Source organism: Desulfitobacterium chlororespirans DSM 11544 (genome assembly GCF_900143285.1).
GTDB classification, from domain to species: Bacteria; Bacillota; Desulfitobacteriia; order Desulfitobacteriales; family Desulfitobacteriaceae; genus Desulfitobacterium; species Desulfitobacterium chlororespirans.
Genome location: NZ_FRDN01000005.1, coordinates 94,537 through 115,497, shown reverse-complemented (window position 1 = coordinate 115,497; position 20,961 = coordinate 94,537). Strand labels below are relative to the sequence as shown.

At 48.6% G+C, this 20,961-nt stretch carries 21 protein-coding genes, 1 tRNA gene and 1 riboswitch; of the genes, 2 read left to right on the top strand and 20 right to left on the bottom strand.

The features are described from left to right. From BUA14_RS06425 to BUA14_RS06335, 18 genes are all read right to left on the bottom strand, one after another. Positions 1 to 288 carry a ferredoxin family protein gene (locus tag BUA14_RS06425; RefSeq protein WP_072771846.1) on the bottom strand — a complete coding sequence of 96 codons (288 nt, stop codon included), beginning with the start codon at positions 286 to 288 and terminating at the stop codon, positions 1 to 3. Beyond that, positions 285 to 1,571, bottom strand: a complete 1,287-nt coding sequence (locus BUA14_RS06420; RefSeq protein WP_072771845.1) for an FAD-dependent oxidoreductase — start codon at positions 1,569 to 1,571, stop codon at positions 285 to 287. Before BUA14_RS06420 ends, BUA14_RS06425 begins: the two co-directional genes overlap by 4 nt. 16 nt (positions 1,572 to 1,587) lie before the next feature. After that, positions 1,588 to 2,523: an electron transfer flavoprotein subunit alpha/FixB family protein gene (locus BUA14_RS06415; protein WP_072771844.1), complete on the bottom strand. Its 936-nt coding sequence runs from the start codon at positions 2,521 to 2,523 to the stop codon at positions 1,588 to 1,590. 15 nt (positions 2,524 to 2,538) lie between these two features. Next, a complete protein-coding gene (locus BUA14_RS06410) occupies positions 2,539 to 3,324 on the bottom strand; it encodes an electron transfer flavoprotein subunit beta/FixA family protein (RefSeq protein ID WP_242954580.1) in 786 nt (261 codons plus the stop codon). Between the two features lie 81 nt (positions 3,325 to 3,405). Then, the gene (locus BUA14_RS06405) at positions 3,406 to 4,506 is read right to left on the bottom strand and encodes an acyl-CoA dehydrogenase family protein (RefSeq protein ID WP_072771843.1); all 1,101 of its coding nucleotides are present in this window, start codon (positions 4,504 to 4,506) and stop codon (positions 3,406 to 3,408) included. Positions 4,507 to 4,532: 26 nt separating this feature from the next. Then, complete coding sequence (locus BUA14_RS06400; protein ID WP_072771842.1) at positions 4,533 to 5,672, bottom strand: acyl-CoA dehydrogenase family protein; 1,140 nt, start codon at positions 5,670 to 5,672, stop codon at positions 4,533 to 4,535. A gap of 60 nt (positions 5,673 to 5,732) precedes the next feature. After that, a complete protein-coding gene (gene buk, locus BUA14_RS06395) occupies positions 5,733 to 6,857 on the bottom strand; it encodes a butyrate kinase (RefSeq protein WP_072771841.1) in 1,125 nt (374 codons plus the stop codon). Positions 6,858 to 6,871: 14 nt separating this feature from the next. Beyond that, positions 6,872 to 7,780, bottom strand: coding sequence for a bifunctional enoyl-CoA hydratase/phosphate acetyltransferase (locus BUA14_RS06390; RefSeq protein WP_072771840.1), 909 nt, complete (start codon positions 7,778 to 7,780; stop codon positions 6,872 to 6,874). 74 nt (positions 7,781 to 7,854) lie between these two features. After that, on the bottom strand, positions 7,855 to 9,030 hold the full coding sequence (locus BUA14_RS06385; protein ID WP_072771839.1) for a thiolase family protein: 1,176 nt from the start codon (positions 9,028 to 9,030) through the stop codon (positions 7,855 to 7,857). A gap of 144 nt (positions 9,031 to 9,174) precedes the next feature. After that, complete coding sequence (locus BUA14_RS06380) at positions 9,175 to 10,422, bottom strand: MFS transporter (RefSeq protein WP_072771838.1); 1,248 nt, start codon at positions 10,420 to 10,422, stop codon at positions 9,175 to 9,177. 167 nt (positions 10,423 to 10,589) lie between these two features. After that, a complete protein-coding gene (locus BUA14_RS06370; protein WP_072771836.1) occupies positions 10,590 to 11,357 on the bottom strand; it encodes a cyclase family protein in 768 nt (255 codons plus the stop codon). Positions 11,358 to 11,380: 23 nt separating this feature from the next. Next, positions 11,381 to 12,190: a beta-keto acid cleavage family enzyme gene (locus BUA14_RS06365; protein WP_072771835.1), complete on the bottom strand. Its 810-nt coding sequence runs from the start codon at positions 12,188 to 12,190 to the stop codon at positions 11,381 to 11,383. A 317-nt stretch (positions 12,191 to 12,507) separates the two neighbouring features. After that, on the bottom strand, positions 12,508 to 13,890 hold the full coding sequence (locus BUA14_RS06360) for a sigma-54 interaction domain-containing protein (protein WP_072771834.1): 1,383 nt from the start codon (positions 13,888 to 13,890) through the stop codon (positions 12,508 to 12,510). Between the two features lie 226 nt (positions 13,891 to 14,116). Then, a complete protein-coding gene (locus tag BUA14_RS06355) occupies positions 14,117 to 14,731 on the bottom strand; it encodes a hypothetical protein (protein ID WP_072771833.1) in 615 nt (204 codons plus the stop codon). A 483-nt stretch (positions 14,732 to 15,214) separates the two neighbouring features. Further along, positions 15,215 to 16,084 carry a polyamine aminopropyltransferase gene (speE, locus tag BUA14_RS06350; RefSeq protein ID WP_072771832.1) on the bottom strand — a complete coding sequence of 290 codons (870 nt, stop codon included), beginning with the start codon at positions 16,082 to 16,084 and terminating at the stop codon, positions 15,215 to 15,217. 93 nt (positions 16,085 to 16,177) lie between these two features. After that, complete coding sequence (locus tag BUA14_RS06345; protein WP_005813576.1) at positions 16,178 to 16,492, bottom strand: DMT family transporter; 315 nt, start codon at positions 16,490 to 16,492, stop codon at positions 16,178 to 16,180. Further along, positions 16,492 to 16,833: a DMT family transporter gene (locus BUA14_RS06340; protein WP_072771831.1), complete on the bottom strand. Its 342-nt coding sequence runs from the start codon at positions 16,831 to 16,833 to the stop codon at positions 16,492 to 16,494. Before BUA14_RS06340 ends, BUA14_RS06345 begins: the two co-directional genes overlap by 1 nt. Before the next feature lie 65 nt (positions 16,834 to 16,898). After that, a riboswitch (guanidine-I (ykkC/yxkD leader) is annotated at positions 16,899 to 16,996 on the bottom strand. Between the two features lie 13 nt (positions 16,997 to 17,009). Further along, positions 17,010 to 17,085: transfer RNA gene (locus BUA14_RS06335), tRNA-Lys, on the bottom strand. Positions 17,086 to 17,638: 553 nt separating this feature from the next. On the opposite strand from BUA14_RS06335, the gene BUA14_RS06325 reads away from it, so the two are divergent. Together BUA14_RS06325 and BUA14_RS06320 are read left to right on the top strand one after the other, a co-directional pair. Continuing rightward, complete coding sequence (locus BUA14_RS06325) at positions 17,639 to 17,839, top strand: DUF1858 domain-containing protein (RefSeq protein WP_005813569.1); 201 nt, start codon at positions 17,639 to 17,641, stop codon at positions 17,837 to 17,839. A gap of 262 nt (positions 17,840 to 18,101) precedes the next feature. Then, positions 18,102 to 19,274 (top strand): S1C family serine protease, encoded by a 1,173-nt coding sequence (locus BUA14_RS06320; RefSeq protein ID WP_072771829.1) that lies wholly within the window; start codon positions 18,102 to 18,104, stop codon positions 19,272 to 19,274. A gap of 77 nt (positions 19,275 to 19,351) precedes the next feature. On the opposite strand, the gene BUA14_RS06315 is transcribed toward BUA14_RS06320, so the two are convergent. Then, a complete protein-coding gene (locus BUA14_RS06315; RefSeq protein ID WP_072771828.1) occupies positions 19,352 to 19,690 on the bottom strand; it encodes a P-II family nitrogen regulator in 339 nt (112 codons plus the stop codon). A 94-nt stretch (positions 19,691 to 19,784) separates the two neighbouring features. Further along, on the bottom strand, positions 19,785 to 20,819 hold the full coding sequence (locus BUA14_RS06310; RefSeq protein WP_072771827.1) for a methyl-accepting chemotaxis protein: 1,035 nt from the start codon (positions 20,817 to 20,819) through the stop codon (positions 19,785 to 19,787). Between the last annotated feature and the right edge of the window lie 142 nt (positions 20,820 to 20,961).

The window sequence follows — 20,961 nt, the reverse complement described above, 5'->3', positions numbered from 1 at the left end:
TCAGCCGTACCGGTAGGCAACGCCGTAGGAACCCTGGGGATAATTCCACTCCCTGATCAGGCCCTTCTTGCCTAAAACCCGGCAGGTTCCGCACTCCAGGCAGCCGGCATAATCAAAACGCAGGCTGTTGTCAGAGTTAAGCCCGTATAGGCCGGCCGGGCAGGCTTTGATCAGCTTTTGCGCCTCGGCCTCCTCCACCGTATCCTTGCCGGTTATGATATGAGGATTCCCTTCATCAAGAATGAATTTGTTGACGCCCAGTTTTTCTTCAATACTCACAGATTTCATAAGGCCTTCACTCCTCTCCAGACATCCTTCAGCACATTCCTGAAACCAACTTTTTTCAGATTGTCCGTGATCTTCGCTCTCAGTGGTTTAACAGGATCGCCGCTCACCCTGAACAGCTCCGCCAGAATATCGTCCGCCAGCTGCGGGTAATCCTGAAAAATCCGCTGATTTTCCATAAAGTGCGGAAACTTCCGGTACATCTGCAAATCCCGCATTACAAAGCTCTCATCCAGCAACTGCCGATACCTGCTTAAGCTTTGAGCGCTGAAGTCCCCCTTTTCCTGAGCGGCAATAACCGCCTGGCCAGCCGCTTCAGCGGAGGCGATGGCTAAATCCATGCCCCTGACCATATAGCCAATATTGATCACGAAACCGGCCGCATCACCGATCACCAGCACTCCGTCCCCACAGAGACGGGGAATCATGCCATACCCGGCCTCCGGAACCAGATGCCCCGAATATTCCAGGAGCTTTCCGCCTTTGATCAGAGGCTGGACAGCCGGATGCTGTTTAAAGTCCTCCAGCATTTGGCAGATCGTTTTTTCTCCCTTGGCGATATCCCCCAGGCTGCAGACGATTCCTAAAGAAAGGGAGTCCCGGTTGGTATAGATGAAACCGCCGCCAATCCTCCCGGCGGTGCAATCCCCGGCAAACAGCCAGGATGCTCCTTCACCTTCCTTCAGGTTAAACCGGTCTTCGATGACCTGGGTGGGAAGTCCGATCACTTCTTTGGCTCCTACAGCCACCTCCCCGGGCTCAAGCTCCTTTTTTAACCCTGCTTTTTGAGCCAGCAGGGAATTGACGCCATCCGCCAAAATAACCACACGGGCTTCGATTTCATCTGCGCCGGCGATTACACCGCAGACCCGGCCTTCCCGAATCATCAGGTCATCAACTCTGACTCCCTCCGCCATAACGGCTCCTGCTTCTTCCGCCTTTTGCCCCAGCCACTGATCGAATTCACTGCGCAAAAGGGTATAGGAATCCTGCCCCTGTTCACCCAGCCGCCGGGAATGGTAATCCAGGGTTACCGCGCTTGCCGCTGTCAGGAAGCTTACCTTTTCTTTAACCACCTGGCGTTCCACCGGAGCTTCCCTGGCAAAGCCGGGCATGATCTTTTCCAGGCTATGGCTGTATAGCCGCCCTCCCGTCATGTTTTTGCTGCCGGCCTTGTTTCCTCTTTCGATCAGCAGCACTTCCAGCCCCGCCCGGGCCAGAACATAGGCAGCGGTGCAGCCGGCCACCCCTGCCCCCACAATGATTGCGTCAAATTGTTCCGACATATTTTCCACTCCTGTATTAACTCTGATGATTTTTAAGTTCCGTCAGGAAGGCCGGCAGCACTTCCTCCAAATTCCCCACAACGTAATAATCCGAGACTTTAAAAATGGGGGCGTTTTCATTCTTGTCAATAGACACAATGGTTTTCGCCTCCCTGATCCCGAAAACATGCTGGACCTGTCCGGAGATCCCGGCGCAGAGGTATAAGTCCGGTTTAATCTGCCGGCCGGAGATTCCGATATACCGTTCTTCCGAAAGCCAGCCCAGATCTTCGGCAAGGGGCCGGGTGCAGCCGAGCTCCCCGCCCAGCAGCCGGGCCGTTTCTTCAAACCAAGCCAGGCCTGATTGATCGGTCAGCCCCCGGCCTACCCCGATCACGACTTTCGCTTCGGCCAGATTGACCTGGGAAGCTCCTTTAGCCTTCCGTTCCATCACTTGAACCCGGCTGTCCTTCTGAGCCAAAGGCAGGTTGACAATCTTTCCTTCCCGCGGGGCAGGCTCAGGTCGCTCAAAGGTATGAGGGGCAATGGTGACAACCAGGGGATAATCCGCACACTCCAGGTCCTGACTGGCCAGCCCGCCGTAAACAATGCGTTGTAAGAGCAGCCTTCCCGCCACACTCTCCAGTTTTTTGCAATCAGTGACACAAGGGCAGCCCAAACGGGCGGCCAGCTGGGCAGCCAAATCCTTGCCCCGGCTGCCGGCTTCCACGAGAATAAGCTCCGGCCGGGCAATCTCAGCCTCCGGAACCAGCACATTGACATAGTGTTCCCATACCGTGGTTGCCGGGATTTCCATTCGCTTCACCAGATCGGCCCCGCAGCGGATCGCTTGCTGGGCTGCTTCCTGGTCGCCGACCAGATAAACCGTCAGATGTTCTCCCAGGGCTCTGGCCTTTCCGGTCAGTTCATAGGCTGTTTCCGGGTTTTCGGCAATAATCCATATCTTATTCATCCCAATTCCCCCTCCTTAGCTCAAAACTCTGTCCGTCTGCAATTGCTTAATCAGCTTGGCTGCCGTTTCCTGAAGGGTCAGCCCGCCTTCGTTCACCTTAATCTGTTTGCGCTCCATCACAACAGCCCGGGTGCCGGTTACCTCAACGGGGCTGGCAAGCTCTTTGCCTGCCCAGCCTATTTCCGCCAAGGTCACTGCTGTGGAGGGCTTTTTCTTGGCAGCCAGAATGTGTTTAAGGCCGGGGATGCGGGGTTTATTGATTTCAGGCAAAACCGTAACCACCGCCGGCAGTTGGGTCTTGACAGTTTCCAGATCGCGGTCCAGCTTTCTTTCAACCATGATCTCCGAACCCTGCAGCTGAACGCCGGCAGCGTAGCTTAAGGACCCATAGCCCAATAAGGCTGCCAAACGGGGACCCACCTGCTGGGAATAAAAATCGCTGGAACCCTCTCCGCAAATCACCAGATCGATATCGCCGATTTTTTGAATCAGAGCCGCCAGCAGCTGAGCGGTCAGGAAGCTGTCCAAGGAAGCCAGATCGGGAGAGTCCAGATAAAAGACTTCTTCCGGTCCCCGGGACAGTACGTCACTGACGGATTCCTTTACGCCCTTTCCCACCGTGGCCGCCACTAAGCGGCAGCCGGTACTCCCCTGCAAAGCGGCCCCCAATTCCAGGGCATTGCGGTCATATTCGCTGATTTTTCCTTTGGCCCGGGTCAGATCCAGACTCCGGTCCTTCTCATCAACCACGATATCCCCCTCATCCAAAACCCATTTATAACAAACCAATATTTTCACCATGTTTCACTCCCTGCAGGCAATTTTTTATTTCTCCCTGAGGCTCCTCGCCCCGGCTTGAGCCACTCCCTGATGTTTAATCACTCAGGCTGTAATCTTTTGGGCGATGGTCAGGAGCAGAGGCTTTTCCGGCAGGTCCAGCAGGGTAATCCCTTTCATATCCCTGTACAATTGCTCCACCCCAAGCTCCGCGCTGTAGCCATATCCGCCATGAATCTGGACCGCCTCCAGACAGGCCTGCTCACCGGCCAGCTGGGCCAAATAGCGGGCAATTCCGGCTTCCAGTGCCAAATCTCCTTGCCGGGTGGGCAATCCGGCGGCCTGATATACCTGCAAACCGGCGGCGGCAATATTGGCCGCCATTTTAGCCACCATGACCTGTAACGCTTCAAAGCGGATAATCGGCCGGCCAAACTGAATCCGCTCCTTACCGTAGCTGATACTCCTGGCCAGGGCGCTGCGGGCGATCCCCAGGGCCAGAGCGGCCAAGGCGATCTGCTGCAAAGACAAAGTCTCCCGGTAAATCTCCATTCCCTGCCCGGGCCGGCCCAGCAGACTGGCTGCGGGTACCCGGACATCCTTCAGAATCAGATCCGCCATCGTGACGCCTTCCAAACCCATCTTGGGGTGAGCGGGGCCCAAAGAGAAGCCCGCGCTTTCACCTTCCACAATAAAGGCACTCATTTGCTCCCCTGCCGTTTTGGCAAAGACAATGAACAAATTCTCCTCTTTAGCGTTGACCACATAGGTTTTGCGCCCGTTCAGCAAATAACCGCCCTCATTTTTTTCAGCGGTCGTATTGATCGTCAGCCAATCGCTGCCGAGGCTGCCCTCCCCATAAGCCCAGCTTCCGATTCGTTTTCCCTGGCAAAGCTTTGTCAGGTACTGCTGTTTCTGCTCTTCTGTTCCCCATTGAGCAAGAGGATGCGCTCCCAGGCAGCAATGGCTGGCATAGATCAGGGCGGCTGAAGCCGAAGTTTGGGCCATTTCTTCCAGACACAGGACGAAGCTCATAAAATCTGCGCCGGCTCCGCCATATTGTTCGGGATAAAAAATGCCGAGAAAATCCAACTCAGCCAGATTCCTTACCACTTCTTCACTGTTGCGGTTTTGAGCGTTTTCAGCCGCATATTCCCGGATACTCTGCCGGATGAGAAGCTGTTCTTCAGATAATTGAAAATCCATTGTATCGTCCTCTCTTCCTCTTTTGCTTAAGAACGCAGGATCTGGTTGGCCGTCACGATCCGTTGAATTTGATTGGTTCCTTCATAAATCTGCATCACTTTGACGTCCCGCAGCAGCTTTTCAACCGGAGACTCTTTCAGGTAACCGTATATGCCCAACAGATCCACTGCTTCGGAGGTCACCTGCATGGCCGTATCCGTACAAAAAGTTTTGGCCATGGCCGCTTCTTTGCTGAAGGGTTTTCCTGAATCTTTCAGATAGCAGGCCTTATAAACCATGTTTCTGGCCGCCTCAACCGCTGTGCTGAGATCGGCGATTTTGAACTGAATATACTGAGAGGCGGCCAAAGGCCTGCCGCCCCTGGTCTGGCTCTTCACGAAATCCAGGCCGGCTTCCAGGGCTGCCTGAGCCAGTCCTACAGCCATGGCCGCCACATTGGTCCTGCCGGAATCCAGAGTTTTCATGGCCAGCTGAAAGCCCTCCCCTTCCTGGCCGATCAGATGGTTCCGGGGAATCCGGACATTATGGAAAGAGAGTTCTACGGTATTGGAAGCCCTGATCCCCATTTTGTTTTCATGCTTGCCCGGGGAGAGTCCCGGGCAATCTCCTTCCACCAGAAAAGCACTGAGCCCCTTGACTCCCGCCGCAGGGTTGGTGGAGGCAAAGACGGTGAAGGCCGCCGCATATTGCCCGGTTGTAATAAAGCATTTGGAACCGTTCAGCACATATTCTCCGCCTTCGGGGACCGCCGTTGTCCGGACTGCTCCGGCATCGGAGCCGGCGGCCGGTTCAGTTAAAGCAAAGCCTACCAGTTTCCCGTCTAAAAGGTATTGGAACCATTGGCGCTTCAATTCCTCATGAGCCGCCAGCAAAACCGGGTAGCTGGACAAACCGTTGCCGCCAATGGTAGTGGCCATCCCGGCACAGCCCCGGCTCAGTTCTTCCATGATAATGGCCATGGATAAGGCATCAAGGCCCGGACCACCGTATTGTCGGGGAACCACAGTTTTTAATAGTCCGGCTTTAGCCGCTTCTTCAACCACCGGGAGGGGAAAATCACCGGTTTCATCATAATGTTTGGCAACCGGGGTAATGTGCTTTGCCACAAAGTGCCGGACATCTTTTTTTAATTGCTGCTGCTCCGGCGTGAGTTCCATATCCAGCATGTTGAGGACACCTTCCTTTGCCTGTTTACTTTTTAATTAAGACTTCCCTTCCGGTGCTTTTTACAGACTTTCCTCCTGTACCTTAAACCCGTTCCAGGGAGGTATACCGTCATATTCCTTTGCCTGTTCCTGGCCGGCCAGAACTCTGAGCACACCATTGGCCAGGGCCTCCATCTCAAATTCACCGGGATAAACCATGACCGGCCCAATATAGCGGACCATCTCGCTGATCCTGCCCACCAGATCCTGATCCCTGGCGATCCCTCCGGTCAGCACAACCGCTGCCACTTCCCCATGGAGCACCGCGGCATAGGCGCCCACAGCTTTGCCAATTTGGTAGGCCAGCGCTTCGTAAATCAGGGCGGCCCGGGCATCTTCCTGCTGAATGCGTTCTTTCACTTCCAAAACATCGCTGGTTCCCAGATGATCCACCAAGCCGCCGTTTTTAACAATCAACTGCCCGATCTCCCGCTCTGTATACCGGCCAGAGTAACAAAGGGCAGCCAAATCCGCTGCCGGCAGCTGGCCGGCACGGGTGGGGGCCATAGGACCGTCACCGTTGATGGTGTCCGTGCTGTCCACTGCTTTCCCTTGCTTGTGGGCGGTAACGGAGATTCCGCCGCCCATATGAACAATAACGAGGTTGATCTCCTCATAGGCTTTACCCAGATCCGCCGCGGCCCGTCTGCCTACTTCTTTTTGGTTCAGGGCATGAAAGCGGCTTTGCCGGCAAACTGTTTTCAATCCGGTGATCCGGGCTACGGGCTCAAATTCATCCACATCCGGGGGATCGACGATATAGGCTTTTTTACCGTATTCGCCGGCCAATTCATGAGCCAGCACCGCTCCCAGGGCAGCCGGGTGCCTGGCGGTATGGCAGGTCCGGGCATGCTCCAGCAGCAGACCCTGAACCAGATAGGTGCCGCCCTGACAAGGATTCAACCCCCCGCCCCGGCCGACAAAGGCAGTAATTTGCTCCAGAGCTATTCCCCCTTCTCTCAGAGCCTGCAGAATCATGGTTTTCCGATAACCCAGCTGGTCGGGGATTTCCGGAAAGTCCTGCAGATCTTCAGCCGCGTGCACAATCGTGCGGCTGAAGATCTTCGTCTCATTTTCAAACACAGCTACCTTCGTGGAGGTTGAACCGGGATTGATTGCCAGAATAAACGTGTTCTGCTTGGACATGTCGCACCTCCTTCTTAGCGGCTGCCCACCAGGGCAGCCAAGGCTAAGGACATATATTTATCTTCTGCGGCGGCAGACCGCGAAGTGAGGACAATGGGCACTTTGGCCCCGACCACGATGCCCGCCGTCTTCGCCCTGCCGGAATAAACCAAGGCTTTGGCCAAAATATTGCCGGCAACAATGTCTGGTACAATCAACAAATCGGCATCTCCGGCCACAGGGCTTAGATAGCCCTTGATTTCCGCCGCTTCAGAATTAATCGCCAAATCATAAGAAATCGGACCTTCCACCGTACAACCGGAAATAAGACCTGCCTCGTTCATTTTCTTCAGACTCTCGGCGTCCAGTGTTTCCGGCATCTGGGGATTGACTTTTTCCACGGCCGCCAGCACCGCCACCTTGGGCTTGGCCACACCCAGAGCATGCAAGGCGTTCACGGCATTTTCCAGCAGCATTTTTTTCTGCTCCAAAGTTGGATACATCAGCAATCCCACATCGGAAACAGCGATCAGCTTGTGATAATGGGGGATCTCCATAAACGCCACCAGGGACATCAGCCGGCCGGTGGTCAGTTGGCTTTCCTTATTCACCAGGAGCTTCATCAGGCTCCCGGTCTCGATCTTCCCTTTCATAATGCAGTGGGCTTCGCCTCTCTGGACCAGCTCAACTGCCTTTTGGGCGCACTCCAGGGGATCCTCAATGTCCATGATGACCGGCTCAGGAGAATTTTTACCCAGGTCCCCGATCATTTTCCTGATTTCGTTTTCCTTTCCCAACAGGATCGGAACGACCAGATTGTTTTCCGCTGCGGCCAACACCGCTTCCAGAGTATGGGCGTCCTGGGCGGCAACAACGGCTACCTTTCTTTTTTGAGTCATGGTTTGCAATGCCGCAAGTATTTCAGCAAAATTGGCATATCCCATTGTTTTTCCTCCTCAGAGCACAGAACCGGGGGTACTCTGCCTCCCGTTTTTCTCTTTATCCTGCTATAACTTCCTTATACTTTCTCAAATACGGCAGCCGCACCCATTCCGCCGCCTACGCACATGCTGACCATTCCGTATTTACCTCCGGTACGCTCCAATTCATGGATCAGACTCACTGTCAGCTTAGCTCCCGTACAGCCCAGGGGATGACCCATGGCAATAGCTCCTCCGTTGGGATTGACCTTAGCCGAATCCAGCCCTAATTTGCGGATGCAATACAATGCCTGGGAAGCAAAAGCCTCATTCAGTTCAATGGTATCAATCTGGCCCAAAGTCAAGCCGGCTTTTTGCAGGGCTTTGGGAATAGCCACCACCGGGCCGATTCCCATCTCGTCCGGGTGAACACCGCCTACGGCAAAGGAGCGGAAAATGGCTAATGGCTTCAGGTTCAGCTGCCGGGCTTTGGCGGCGGACATCAGGATGACGGCAGCCGCTCCGTCACTGATCTGGGATGAGTTGCCGGCCGTGACGGTACCGTCGGCCCGGAAAGGGGTTTTAAGCCGGGCTAAATCCTCCATGGTTGTCTGGGGACGGATTCCCTCATCTTCAGCAAAAAGAATCTTCTCTTCCTTGGCCCCATCCTCTGCCGCCCCGGGGCGAATCACCGGGACCGGAACGATCTCTGCCCTGAACTTTCCTTCAGCCCTGGCCTTGGCTGCTTTCTGGTGACTGACCACAGCAAAGGCATCCTGTTCCTCCCGGCTTATCCCATAACGCGCAGCAACATTTTCCGCGGTTTCACCCATGGAAATATAGGCGGCCGGCATTTTCAGCAACAGCTCCGGATCAGGGGAAGGCTTGATGCCTCCAATGGGAACCATGCTCATGGACTCCACACCACCGGCAATAACAACCTCCGCGGCCCCCGCCATGATCTGCCAGGATGCCAAGGCGACCGCCTGAAGGCCGGAGGAGCAGAAACGGTTGAGGGTAAACCCGGGTACCGTCACCGGAAGTCCGGCTGCTAAAGCGATCATCCGGCCAATATTCAGGCCCTGCTCCCCCTCCGGGAAAGCGCAGCCGAAAATGACATCCTCAATTTCCCCTGGGCTAAGGCCAGGGGCTCTATCCAAAACTGCCTTGATCACTGTAGAACCCAGTAACTCCGGCCGGGTATCTTTTAAGGTTCCTTTAACGCCTTTACCAATGGGGGTTCTGGCCCCCGCTACGATGACGACTTCCTGCATTGTGAGTTCCTCCTGTCAAATTCAATTTCGATAAAAACAGATCTCCTTTTCCAATCCCAAATTGTGCTATAAATAATCCGGCCTTTATCTTGGAAAAGGAGACCCGACCATCTATCTGGAATGTAGTTTTATGGTTTTAAACCTTTATTTAGTTGACAGAGCCGGTGAATTATTGTCCGTTAGATCCTTTTTCCTGAATGTTTCAGGCAAAAAGAAAACTAATACTGCTCCTAACACATAGAGGATGCCGCAGACCACAATACTTGTTTGCAAACTATATGCTACAGCCAGGGCTCCCAAGGTGTAGGGCCCAATCGCTGATAAGGCCCGCCCGATATTGAACAAGAAGCCGACGCCCAAGCTCCGTATGTGAGTTGGATAGAATTCGGGATAATACGTGGCCATCAGCCCTGGGTAGGAAAAAATTGCGGCTATAAAAGGCCCTCCCCAGAATAGAACCTGCAAGTTGTGGCTTGATACATATAGAGGAATCAGAATTCCGCCCAGGATAAAAATCAAAATAAGTGTTTTCTTTCTGCCAATGGCATCGGCTATAACACCGGACAATGGAACTCCGATAATCTGGCCAATGGACTGAAAAGCAATGTATCCGCCGACCGCAGCCGGAGCCAGGCCCCGTTCGGCAATCAAAAACGTAGGCAGCCAATACATGAATCCCCAAAAAGACAATCCCGCTAAAAATGAAGCTCCGGTTCCCAATAAAGTGTTCTTACGCAATTTGCCGGAAAAGATCTCTTTTAAACCAACAGACAACGCAATCTTGTCTTTCTTCTGAGCTTTCATAGCTTTCCATGCTTCTGTTTCAGGAATAAAAATGGCAATGTATATTGCTACAATAATCCCGGTAAGAGCAAAGATGAATAAGGATCTCCATCCATACTTAGGCATTACATTCGCTACCAAAAATGAGGCAAGTATGACTCCGCATGAAGATGAAATCCAGACAATCGTGGTCGCTCTGCCTCTTAAGTGGGCAGGCCATGTCTCATTCATCAGTGTCCCTACCAGAGTAAAAATACCGCCAAGGGTGATACCTGCCAAAAGCCGCAGAACCAATATCTGTAAATATCCGCTCGCAAACCCAATACATGCGGTCAATAGGCTGAAAATGAGCACGGAGTATAATAATGTTGGCTTGCGTCCGAAGTTTTCAGAGCACCAGCCGATAATAAAGGCACTGAGTCCGCAGCCGATTAAGGTGGCCGTGCCTAACATTCCGGCTTCAGATAAAGTGAGGTCAAATTCTTTTACGATCAAAGCTAAAGCCATGGATAAAATCATCAAATCGTAAAACTCTATCATGTTACTGAAGAATGCGCCAACCGATGTATGAATCCTTACTTTTGTGCTTACCGTAGCTGAGTTGCTCAATTTCTCCATCTCCTTTTATCATTCAATTTGTTTTGGGGTTTTAATATTTTCTATTCTTCTTTCCTGGTCCGGCTTCACTTCCTTTCCACCTGCGGAAAACGTATCCCAATCATCTCCGGCAACACAACACATCAGGGCTGGGATACCGCTTCCCGCTCTTGATTCTGTTAAGGCAACAATGCTACCGGTCTGACCCAACCGCCACCGGCATCCTTGATTTTGATAGGAAAGCAAATTACTTTAAACCCTTTAGGCGGCAGCTTATCCAGATTGTTCATTTTTTCCATGTGATAATATTCTTTTTCCCGGCCGGCGAAATGCCCTTCCCAGATGATTTTGGTGTTTCCGGTTACGGCAAATTCTTGTCCGATTACGGATAGCGGCCTGTCCCAGCTCCAGGCATCTGTTCCGGTTACCTTGACACCGCGTTCCAGCAGCCAGAGGGTTGCTTCCCGGCCCAGGCCGCATCCTTTTGCCAAATATTGAGGCTGTCCCCAATATTGAATAGCGCCGGTCTGAATCAGCACAATATCCAAATGCTTAAGGGTATAGTCGATTTGGGCAAAAGCCTCCTCCAAATCCTGGACTGTTATCAGATAGCCATCGGGTTTATCCCGAAAATCAAGCATAATACCGTCGGAAAAACACCATTCCAGAGGCATCTGATCAATAGTCCGGGAACGCTCTCCTCCATTCATGGTCGGATAATAGTGCCAAGGCGCATCCATGTGGGTCCCGCTGTGACTGCACAATTTGATATCCTCCACTGCCCATCCCAGTCCATCCGGCAAATCAGCCTCCGTAATTGAAGGAAAAAAAGCCAGCATCTCTTTGGCACCCTGGGTATGATCCATATACTCAATGGTCTGCCGGATCGGCGGCGGGTCACTGGGTACCTGATGTTCAATGGCAATACTTAAGTCGATAAATTCCATGCTAATCTCCTTTTGCTGTTTTCTTAGTTCAACCCCAAAATTCTTCTGGCCTCACTCACTGTGGCGACAGGGCGTTCAAACTCCTCAGCCAGACGAACAATCCGCTCCACAAATTCTGCATTGGATTTAGCCAGAACGCCTTTTTTCAAGTAGACATTGTCCTCCATCCCTACCCGTACATGGCCTCCCATATGAATAGCCATACAGGAAAGGGGTAAATGGGATCTGCCAATCCCTACCACAGACCAGGTAGAACCGGCTGGAATGCTTTCCACAAGGTGGAGCAAATTTTTCGGTGTGCCGGCCATGCCGCCGGGAACTCCCAGAACAAATTGAAAGTGGAGAGGTTCCTTGATTAGCCCCTTCTTAGCTATCCTCAGGGCATTGTCGATCATGCCGGATTCAAAAACCTCGATCTCGGGTTTCACTCCGCTTTTCTGCATGGCCGCCGCCAGCTTCTCCAGAAATGACGGTGAGTTAGCAAACACGATTGGCCCTAAATTCAAGGAACCTGCGTCAAAGGAGGCCAGCTCCGGCTTTAATTCCACCGGTTTAATCCTGACGTCCTCCGAGAAAGGTCCACCGGCTGTGGTGAGATTGATGATGATATCGCACCTTTCTTTGATCAGCTTGACCGTTTCCCGGTAAACATCCAAATCCATGGTCGTTCCACCCTGACTATCCCGCACATGGATGTGGGCAATGCTCGCTCCCGCTTTCCATGAAGCATAGACCTCATCGGCAATTTCCTGTGGCGAATAGGGAATATGTGGCGTTTCCTCCCGTGATGTTACCGCACCGGTGGTGGCTACAGTGATAATTAACTTTTCCAATTCTTGTACTTCCTTTCTGTAAAATTTAAACCTTGGCAATGTCTTATTGAGCAAAAACCGTGCCAACTCGCAATTAATATATAAAAAAGAGAAAACCTCTTGTTTCAAGCACCTTTTCGGGCTAATAACAACAGGTTTTCTCTTTTTAAATTGATATGATTAAAAGCTCTATGCTGCCAAAAGTTTACACATCATCACGGGGAAATCCGGACTCTCCGGCCCGGAAACCCCTTTTTCGGGCCATTTGTAAGCCAAAGTTGACTGTTACTTTTTGTTTACACATAAAAGCTGCCCGCAGGTTTCTAAGCTCAATCGATTCAGAACAAACTGTATTTTTTAAGTTTCTTATAAAAACTCGTGCGTGAAATATTCAGGAGGCGGGCCGCCTGAGCCTTGTTGCCCTGGCATATCTTCAGTGCTTCTTCAACCGCTTCTTTCTCCGTTTGAGTTTTTTTCTCCCGCAAAGATTCCCCCACCACGACATCTTTACGCAGGTTTCTCGACGCCCCTCCTTGATGATCCCTAAACCAGCTAAAATGGCTGATCTCCAATACTTCTCCCCAGGCAATATTCATGGCTCTTTCCAACACATTCTGTAATTCCCGTATATTGCCGGGCCAGTTGTAGCTCACTAAAAGTTCCATGACTTCAGACGAAATTTCCTTTACATTCAGCCCCAATTGAAAATTCAACCGTTTCAGCAATTCCTGGGCCAGCAACGGGATATCTTCCTTCCTTTCCCGCAGCGGCGGTATGCTGATCCTGACCACATTAAGACGATAAAACAAATCGCTCCGGAACTTTTTTTCTTGAACAAGCCTCTCCAACGAAACATTGCTGGCGGCAATTACTCTTACATTCACAGGTATACTGCCGTGACCGCCAATACGCTCGATTTCTTTCTCCTGTAAGACTCTCAACAATTTCGGTTGTAAAACCAACGGCATCTGATTGACTTCATCCAGAAACAAGCTTCCGTTATGGGCCATCTCAAATTTACCTTTGCGCCCGCCTTTTTTAGCCCCTGTGAAAGCACCTTCTTCATAACCGAAAAACTCCGATTCCAGCAAGTCCTCCGGAATGGCGGCACAGTTAATCTTAATAAAATTATAAACATTGCGCTGGCCGGAATCATGAATGGCATGCGCTACCAGCTCCTTACCAGTCCCCGTCTCTCCTTCAATCAGTACTGTTGATGTTGAGCGGGCGGCCTGGTAGATTTGCTCTTTCAAATGTAAAACGGCTTTGCTGTTTCCGATAATATTGTCCACCGTATAACGGGAACCCCGGATTTTCCGCAGTTCTTCCTTAAAGTATTCCAATTCCCGGGACAAATGCTCTACTTTTTTCTTGAATTCCAAAGCGACTTTCATATCTTCAAAAATGGCAAATATCAATCCTGCAAACAGTTCATTATCCTTAAAGACCGGCAAATAGTTGATGATTCCTACCGGATCTTTTTCTATTTCATTATTATAGAATATCTCCCCGATAATCGGTCTGCGGGTTTTTAAAACCAGATCGATTTTGGTCTGGGGATATATTTCTTTAACATATTTTCCAAGCACTTCTTCCGGCTGCTTATTCATTCTTTTTACCCATTTGTCATTGACATAGATATATCTGCCTTCCTTATCTGTAATAGCGACTCCATCCATCTGCTCAATAATCAACCGTGCCAATTCAGAATCGACCTTCATGAACATGCCCCCCAAACCGGAATATTTTTTATTCTATCTTAAAATCCCTAAAATATAGATATTTTTTATTTTTCTTCATTTTTCTCATCATATCATTTTTTGTGAAATTTATCTTTATTCTTTTATACTTTTGAATACATTTAAGCTCATTCAAATAACTCATTCAAACATTTCCCTGTAAAAAAAGAGCCCATTAATTAGGCTCTTTTTCAAAGGATTAGTGTTCTCATTTTCTATGCATAAATAAAGGCTCTCCAAGCGGTAAAACGATTTTCTGCATTGCACCATTGATCAAATTGGCAATCCCTGAATAAATCAACCAAACTGCCATAATCATCAATCCCCAGACACCTATTTTTCCAAACATCGGCCCTAGTCCAAGATTTGTGGCCGCCAAAGACAGAAACCCCAGCGCTGCTGCCCATACTGAAAATGCACCCCATTTGGTTTCATGCCCCAACAAGTAACCCATGGAAAGCAATATGATCCCGGAACACAGGAAAGCCATCCCATCAACCGTATATCCTCCCGTTATTATTTCTTGAGAAGGTGTCTTTCCATTCACCAAAAATACCAGATCGATAATTCCTTTTACAAAATTATGCCCCAGCAGAACTGCTCCCAGCAAGCCGCTGGCGGTTGCCCCAACAAAATCGCCATTTCTGAGCTGAACTACCACCACGATCAGCAATATGGCAAAACCCGTCGAGAGCCAAGGGACCACAGCGATCTTCGTTAAAGGATCTACCTTTCCGAAAAGCAGAAACGCTTGGGCCAAGATCAATAATCCAATGGTTAAATCACCTAAAGCGTTTGGATTTCCCCACTTTTGTTCACTCATATGTTGCCTCCTTATAAAGCTGCCGGGTCTGTCGCTGTTACGATGGATATCATTATTTCGTGAATTTCTCTCCCTTTTCCATAATGTTAACCCGGTGCCCTCTACCATAAAGCAAATTCCATGCCAAGCACCTGTCAAAAAAGCAGCCAGTCAAAAGGCCGTAAATTCAGGCTTCTTTTCTACTCCGAAAACATCAGGCATTTCCAATCAGAAACCTACCTGTAAAGAAAAGTTTACATGTATCCGCCAAAACCCAGTTAACATGCGGCATTAGCCAGCTGTAAACTAAATTGTACTGTTTACAGTGGCCAATCCCAATTCTTAAACCAATAGGTAGTCGCTGCATAGCCTAATTGTAATTTTTGAATTTAATCGCCATGCATGTGTACACACAAACAGGGGCAGCATGCGCTGCCCCCATTGAACCTTCTTTATCTTCTCTTTATCTTATTTGCTTTTTCCCTTCAAAGCTCTCTAATAACTTTATCTATACTTGCTCAGCTGTTTATTCATAAACTCAGGAAGAGAAAAACAGCTTACTATAATTTCCTCATTGACATACAAGGCATCAAGCTCTTTCATCTGAACAGCATTCGGTATAACATACCCCTTTGACCCTAAGGTAAAGCTCCACAATCCACCGGGATAGGTAGGCACTACAGCTGTAAACATCTTCGTCTTTGGAAAAATATCATGAACCCGTTCGAAGATCTGTTCCATAACTTCTCCATGAAAAATCGGAGACTGGCTTTGGCAAGCCATCAGGCCGTCGTCCTCCAGAGCATTGAATATACTCCGGTAAAAGCTCATTTCAATCAAGACTTCCGCGGGCCCTATGGGATCCGAGGAATCTACAATGACAATATCATACTTGGTCGAAGCGTTTTGGACATATTTTACACCATCATCAAAAATGAAGTTTACCCGGGGATCCGCTAACCCTCCGGAGACCTCAGGCAGATGTTTCAGACAAACCTCCACCACCATGGAATCGATTTCTACCACATCAATTTGCTCAACACTGGAATATTTGCACACTTCTTTGGCCACGCCACAATCTCCGCCGCCAATAATCAATACCTTCTTCGGGTTGGGATGAATGCTTAAGGGTACATGGGAAATCGTTTCATTGTAGATATGACCATCCAGAGAAGTCGTTTGCACGACTCCATCCAATACCAACATGCGCCCGAAACTGTAGGAGTCGAGAATCATCACATGCTGAATGGTTGATTGGGCTTCAACTATGATCTCTTTAATCCGATAATCAATCTTCAGGTTTTCCCGTTCATCTTCCGTCATCCATAACCCATGCTCGTTTTCAGATAAAAAAGTCGGCAATTTCCTAGTCATTTTTTCCTCCATTCAAAAAAACATTTTAATAACAGTCGCCTGTTATTTCCTTTATTATACCATGTGACAAGGAAAAACTCGCCCCTTGGCCATTTACGAGATAAGCTTTAAGCCGATAACCGAACCTAAAATCATGGTTATAAACACTACTCTTCGCCAATCCTTTGATTCATGATAACGAATCATGCCAATCAGGGTACCGCCTACCACACCGATACCAGTCCAAACGGCATATGCTGTCCCCATCGGCAGGAATCGCAACGAATAGCCCAATAAAGCAAGACTCGCTCCAAATCCCATAATCAAGAGACCGACAGTTTTCCAAGTGCGGCTTATCTGCAATTGATTGATCATAGCCACCCCAAATGCTTCAAGCAAACCTGCTAAACATAAAGTGAACCAAGCTATTACGCATCAACTCCTTCTTTGCTCTGATCCGCTGTGACCGCTTTTAAACCCAATACTCCTGTTAATAGAATTAAAATCAGCAGGACTTTTGCCCATTGAAAGGGCTCTTCAAAAAAGAAAATTTCTGAAATGACCGTACCGGCTGTGCCCAATCCTACAAAAACAGCGTAGACTGTCCCGGCAGGGAGCACCTGCCCTGCCGTAATCATTAAATAATTGCTCACAATCAGGGCAATTACCGTACCGGCCCATGTCCACGCATCATAGGAATGGGCTAAGCCAATCACCCAGAACACTTCCAAGAAAGCAGCAACAAAGACTTTATACCAATGTTTATTCATAGAACATCTTCCTCCACTTTAAGTTTTTTCCAAATTAAAAAGCCTGAGAGATACTGTTCATCAGTCTCTCCCAGGCTTTTATCCCTCCGTGACACAGCCAAGCTGTGAGTTTTCTCTCGGACCAGCCAACAAAGAGTGTTGCGGAACCCTAGAAAACATTTGATTTATAAAATTTATGGTGCGCCACCACGGATTCGAACCGTGGACCTGCCGATTAAGAGTCGGATGCTCTACCAGCTGAGCTAGTGGCGCAAGCACTTTATTATAATATACCTATCGGTAAAGTTTTGCAACAGAAATTTCGTCGAAAATCACGAAAATCATCTGTCCCCTTTACTACGGTCCCGATACTCCATGATTAAAGCGGTAATAATACCAAAAAAAGCGGCGGCAAAAAGAAATACGGCCAGTATAAATTTCCCCAAATCTTCAAACCCCTCGCCAGCCCGAACAAACCTTGCCAAGTAATAATAGTAAATGGATAAGCACAGGCATAAAGCCCCTGGCAAATATTTCAGAAATCTTATTCTTGATGCCATTTTTCCCAGAAGAACAGTTGTCCCAATTGAAATCAGACCAACTGCCAGTATAATGAGTACTAATCGGTCCATAGGCAAAAACCCTCTCTTTCCTTATCCCTAGTTTATCCGCACCAATTTAAAATAATAAGCCATCTCATACTATCACGAATAACTTAAAAAGAACTGACCTCAGTCAAAAATTACAAAAAAATATTGGGTTATATTTTATTAATAAGGTACAATATTAAGGGTAAACCTAATATGCGTTAAAAGGAGAGAAAACTATGCTTACTGGTGCTGAAAAAATTACTGATGTTGTAGAAAAATACCCACAGTCGGTAGAAGTCTTCCAAAAATACGGCATGCATTGCTTTGGCTGCATGGCAGCCCGTTTTGAAAATGTTGAACAAGGCGCTATGGCCCATGGGATCGATGTCCCCAGCCTTATCAAGGATTTAAATAAGGCCATCGGAAATCAATCGTAGATTGAAATAAGTGGAGAACACAACGGCTGACACGGTTCATTGGAACGTGTTCAGCCGTTTTTACATTAATGATTAACCTGTTATACTATTATTGGATCTTTTTTATGATAGCATTTTTAATTATAGCATGTTCATAAAATCATCATAAAATATTCAGCTTCTTTTCAGTTTCTGATCAGGTTTGACTCAGAGTAATGTCTTATACTTAGGTCATTAAGAGAAATCTTTGTTCAGCGATTTTATACACAAGGGGGTTCAATTTATGAATGAGAAAAAAAACCGGCTACTTCCTTTAGCAGCTTTATGTATTATCAGTGCTCTTCTCGGCGGAGTCTCATCAGTATCGCTTCTCCAATATGTCTATCCGCAGACCCTTAGCGCTATCGAGGCGCAAGCCAATCTAAATTCCCCAGGCACCGCCAGCCCCGTGACCCTTCTCGCCAATACCCAAACGGATGAATCCAATTCTCCTGTGGTTCAAGTAGCCAAAGACGTAGGCCCAGCAGTAGTGGGCGTCTCGAATTACCAAACCGTTTCCAATGCCTATAGGTACGGATTTGGCTTAGGCTCCAGAGATAATACCCAGAGCTCCGAGCTGGTGGAAGCAGGAACTGGTTCCGGATTTATCATTGATGCACAGAATGGTTATATCGTAACCAACTATCATGTGATTGAAAAGGCTCAAAAAATCACGGTCAGCCTCAGTGATGGCCGCAACCTTGAGGCCAAGCTAATCGGCTCAGACGCTCGCACTGATTTAGCCGTCCTGCAGATCTCCGATACCAGCAATCTCACTGAAGTAAAACTGGGGGACTCTTCCCAAATTGAAGTAGGGGAGTTTGTCGTCGCCATCGGAAATCCGGGAGGAAACAAGTTTGCCCGTTCCGTAACAGCAGGCGTTATCTCCGCCACCAACCGTACTCTCCAGATGTCCGGCGAATCCACCCTCTACAATATGCTGCAAACGGATGCCGCTATCAATCCTGGCAACAGCGGCGGCCCCCTGGTCAATTACTCCGGGGAAATCATCGGCATTAACTCAGCCAAATATGCTGAAAGTGGATTTGAAGGTATGGGCTTTGCTATTCCTATCACTGAAGCCACTTCCATCATCACCCAACTTATTGAAAATGGCGCAGCAAAACATCCTGCTCTCTCAGTCTCGGTCAGCGATCAATATCTTCTTTATGCCAAAGAGCAAAATCTACCCCTGGGGGCCTATATCTATGAAGTCAATCCTGAAGGACCCGCCGGAAAAGCGGGAATTCAGGAAGGCGATGTGATTACTCATGTGAATGATGTCAAAGTTGAAAACTCCACTGAACTGATTGGGGAGATTTATAAGCACAATGTAGGGGATAAAGTGACACTGACCTTTATTCGCGACGGACAGACAAAAGCGGTACAAGTCACCCTTGGGGAAATAACTTCATAATAACCGAGAGCGCCCTTTTCACCACAGAAGTGGGATAAGGGCGCTTTTTTGCTCAGCTTTCCTGATGGAAATATAGACTACAGTACATCATTACCTTTCTCACCCGTGCGGATCCGAATCGCTTCCTCCACTGGGTAAATAAAGATTTTTCCGTCCCCTACTTCACCTGTGCGGGCAGCTTCTATAATGATCGAAACCACTTGGTCAACATCCTGATCTGTAACGACTACTTCGATCTTCACCTTGGGAAGCAGATATACCTTATACTCTACCCCTCGATAGACCTGGGTATGGCCCTTTTGGTTACCGCATCCTAACACCTGAGTTACGGTCAATCCACTGACGCCAAAGTCATCCAATGCCGATTGAACATCATCCAGTTTACCCGGGCGAACGATTGCTTCAATTTTCTTCATTAGGATCTCCTCCTTTTATAGAATAAGTATTCACTTAGCAACTGCTGAAATCCTCCACGTTTAAACTTCATTGAACAGAAATTTCCGCACTGGCTTAGATTGTTTCACAGATTAGGGCTGACCAATTCTTCCCCTGATAAGCATTATAGCCTCTGGTATGGGCATAACCATAAATCTTCGTACTCTTCTGACCGTTATTCTCAAAGAGAAATCCATAGGTCTCTCCGTCAATAGCCCGTCTGGCAGCCTCCAAATGTTTAAGATTATCTTTGAGAATTCCTTGGCGATTGCGGCTGGCTATCACATAGCCTTCCTTGTTTAGGACATAAACTTCTCCATTTTTTCCAATCCGGGCACTGTCGATGATATCGTAGATAAAATCCCAATTAAAACGGGTGGAGAAATAGCCTAAAACCTCTCCCTCGTCACTGACAATCGGGCATGTGTAGGCTACTGTATAGCGGTTTTCCAAAGGGGATAAATAGAGATCGCTTACAGAAATAGCATTGGCAGCCTTGGCTTCAATAAACCAAGGTTTATCGGCGAAATTCTTGCCAATGAGTTCTGTATGGACTCCTGCCGATACAATGGTTCCTTCCGGATCCAATACATAAAGATCTATGTAAACTTCATAAATCTCGACAAGGGATTTCAATAAAGTATTGCATGCGGCGATCCGCTGAGGATCGTCTGCAAGAAAACAATGCTTGACCTTATCAAATCTTGCCCAGGCTTGGGCATCACAATTTCGCTCGAATAGATTGCGATCGATTTTGTCTATGGTATCATAGGCCACATCGGCAGTCCGCACTGCCATAACTTCATTGGCCTTAATCTGGATATTCTCGACGATTTGAGTACTTTCCTTAGTTGAGGCTAAACTTCGGGTAGCCAGCTTCTTAATCTCATCAGCCACCACACGGAATCCTCGCCCTGCTTCTCCTGCTCTGGCCGCTTCTATGGCAGAATTTAAAGACAGAAGGTTGGTATGCTTAGCAACCTCTTGGATGGATTCAATCACTTTACCCATGTTTTGGTTTGCTTCTTTCAATTCGGCCAATAGAACTGAGGCATCGATGCTTAATTCATTTACTTTCAAAAAATCGCCTCCCTTTGCATATTTTTCCATACACAAAAGGCGCTTATAAAGATAGAGTCTTTATAAGCGCCTTTGCTTCCCTTATTAATTTATGCATAGCTTTATTTTACACGGTATCGACAAACTGGCAATTGCTTTGTGAATAAAATATTGTATTCATTGAAAGCACCTG

What these genes read in the sequence shown, in the direction of transcription:
- BUA14_RS06310 (WP_072771827.1), bottom strand. Translation starts at nt 20,819, where the DNA reads ATGGAAAAATATGCAAAGGGAGGCGATTTTTTGAAAGTAAATGAATTA.
- BUA14_RS06385 (WP_072771839.1), bottom strand. Translation starts at nt 9,030, where the DNA reads ATGCAGGAAGTCGTCATCGTAGCGGGGGCCAGAACCCCCATTGGTAAA.
- BUA14_RS06410 (WP_242954580.1), bottom strand. Translation starts at nt 3,324, where the DNA reads ATGGTGAAAATATTGGTTTGTTATAAATGGGTTTTGGATGAGGGGGAT.
- BUA14_RS06320 (WP_072771829.1), top strand. Translation starts at nt 18,102, where the DNA reads ATGAATGAGAAAAAAAACCGGCTACTTCCTTTAGCAGCTTTATGTATT.
- BUA14_RS06420 (WP_072771845.1), bottom strand. Translation starts at nt 1,571, where the DNA reads ATGTCGGAACAATTTGACGCAATCATTGTGGGGGCAGGGGTGGCCGGC.
- BUA14_RS06325 (WP_005813569.1), top strand. Translation starts at nt 17,639, where the DNA reads ATGCTTACTGGTGCTGAAAAAATTACTGATGTTGTAGAAAAATACCCA.
- buk (WP_072771841.1), bottom strand. Translation starts at nt 6,857, where the DNA reads ATGTCCAAGCAGAACACGTTTATTCTGGCAATCAATCCCGGTTCAACC.
- BUA14_RS06400 (WP_072771842.1), bottom strand. Translation starts at nt 5,672, where the DNA reads ATGCTGGATATGGAACTCACGCCGGAGCAGCAGCAATTAAAAAAAGAT.
- speE (WP_072771832.1), bottom strand. Translation starts at nt 16,084, where the DNA reads ATGACTAGGAAATTGCCGACTTTTTTATCTGAAAACGAGCATGGGTTA.
- BUA14_RS06340 (WP_072771831.1), bottom strand. Translation starts at nt 16,833, where the DNA reads ATGAATAAACATTGGTATAAAGTCTTTGTTGCTGCTTTCTTGGAAGTG.
- BUA14_RS06405 (WP_072771843.1), bottom strand. Translation starts at nt 4,506, where the DNA reads ATGGATTTTCAATTATCTGAAGAACAGCTTCTCATCCGGCAGAGTATC.
- BUA14_RS06425 (WP_072771846.1), bottom strand. Translation starts at nt 288, where the DNA reads ATGAAATCTGTGAGTATTGAAGAAAAACTGGGCGTCAACAAATTCATT.
- BUA14_RS06370 (WP_072771836.1), bottom strand. Translation starts at nt 11,357, where the DNA reads ATGGAATTTATCGACTTAAGTATTGCCATTGAACATCAGGTACCCAGT.
- BUA14_RS06355 (WP_072771833.1), bottom strand. Translation starts at nt 14,731, where the DNA reads ATGAGTGAACAAAAGTGGGGAAATCCAAACGCTTTAGGTGATTTAACC.
- BUA14_RS06360 (WP_072771834.1), bottom strand. Translation starts at nt 13,890, where the DNA reads ATGAAGGTCGATTCTGAATTGGCACGGTTGATTATTGAGCAGATGGAT.
- BUA14_RS06315 (WP_072771828.1), bottom strand. Translation starts at nt 19,690, where the DNA reads ATGAAGAAAATTGAAGCAATCGTTCGCCCGGGTAAACTGGATGATGTT.
- BUA14_RS06415 (WP_072771844.1), bottom strand. Translation starts at nt 2,523, where the DNA reads ATGAATAAGATATGGATTATTGCCGAAAACCCGGAAACAGCCTATGAA.
- BUA14_RS06390 (WP_072771840.1), bottom strand. Translation starts at nt 7,780, where the DNA reads ATGGGATATGCCAATTTTGCTGAAATACTTGCGGCATTGCAAACCATG.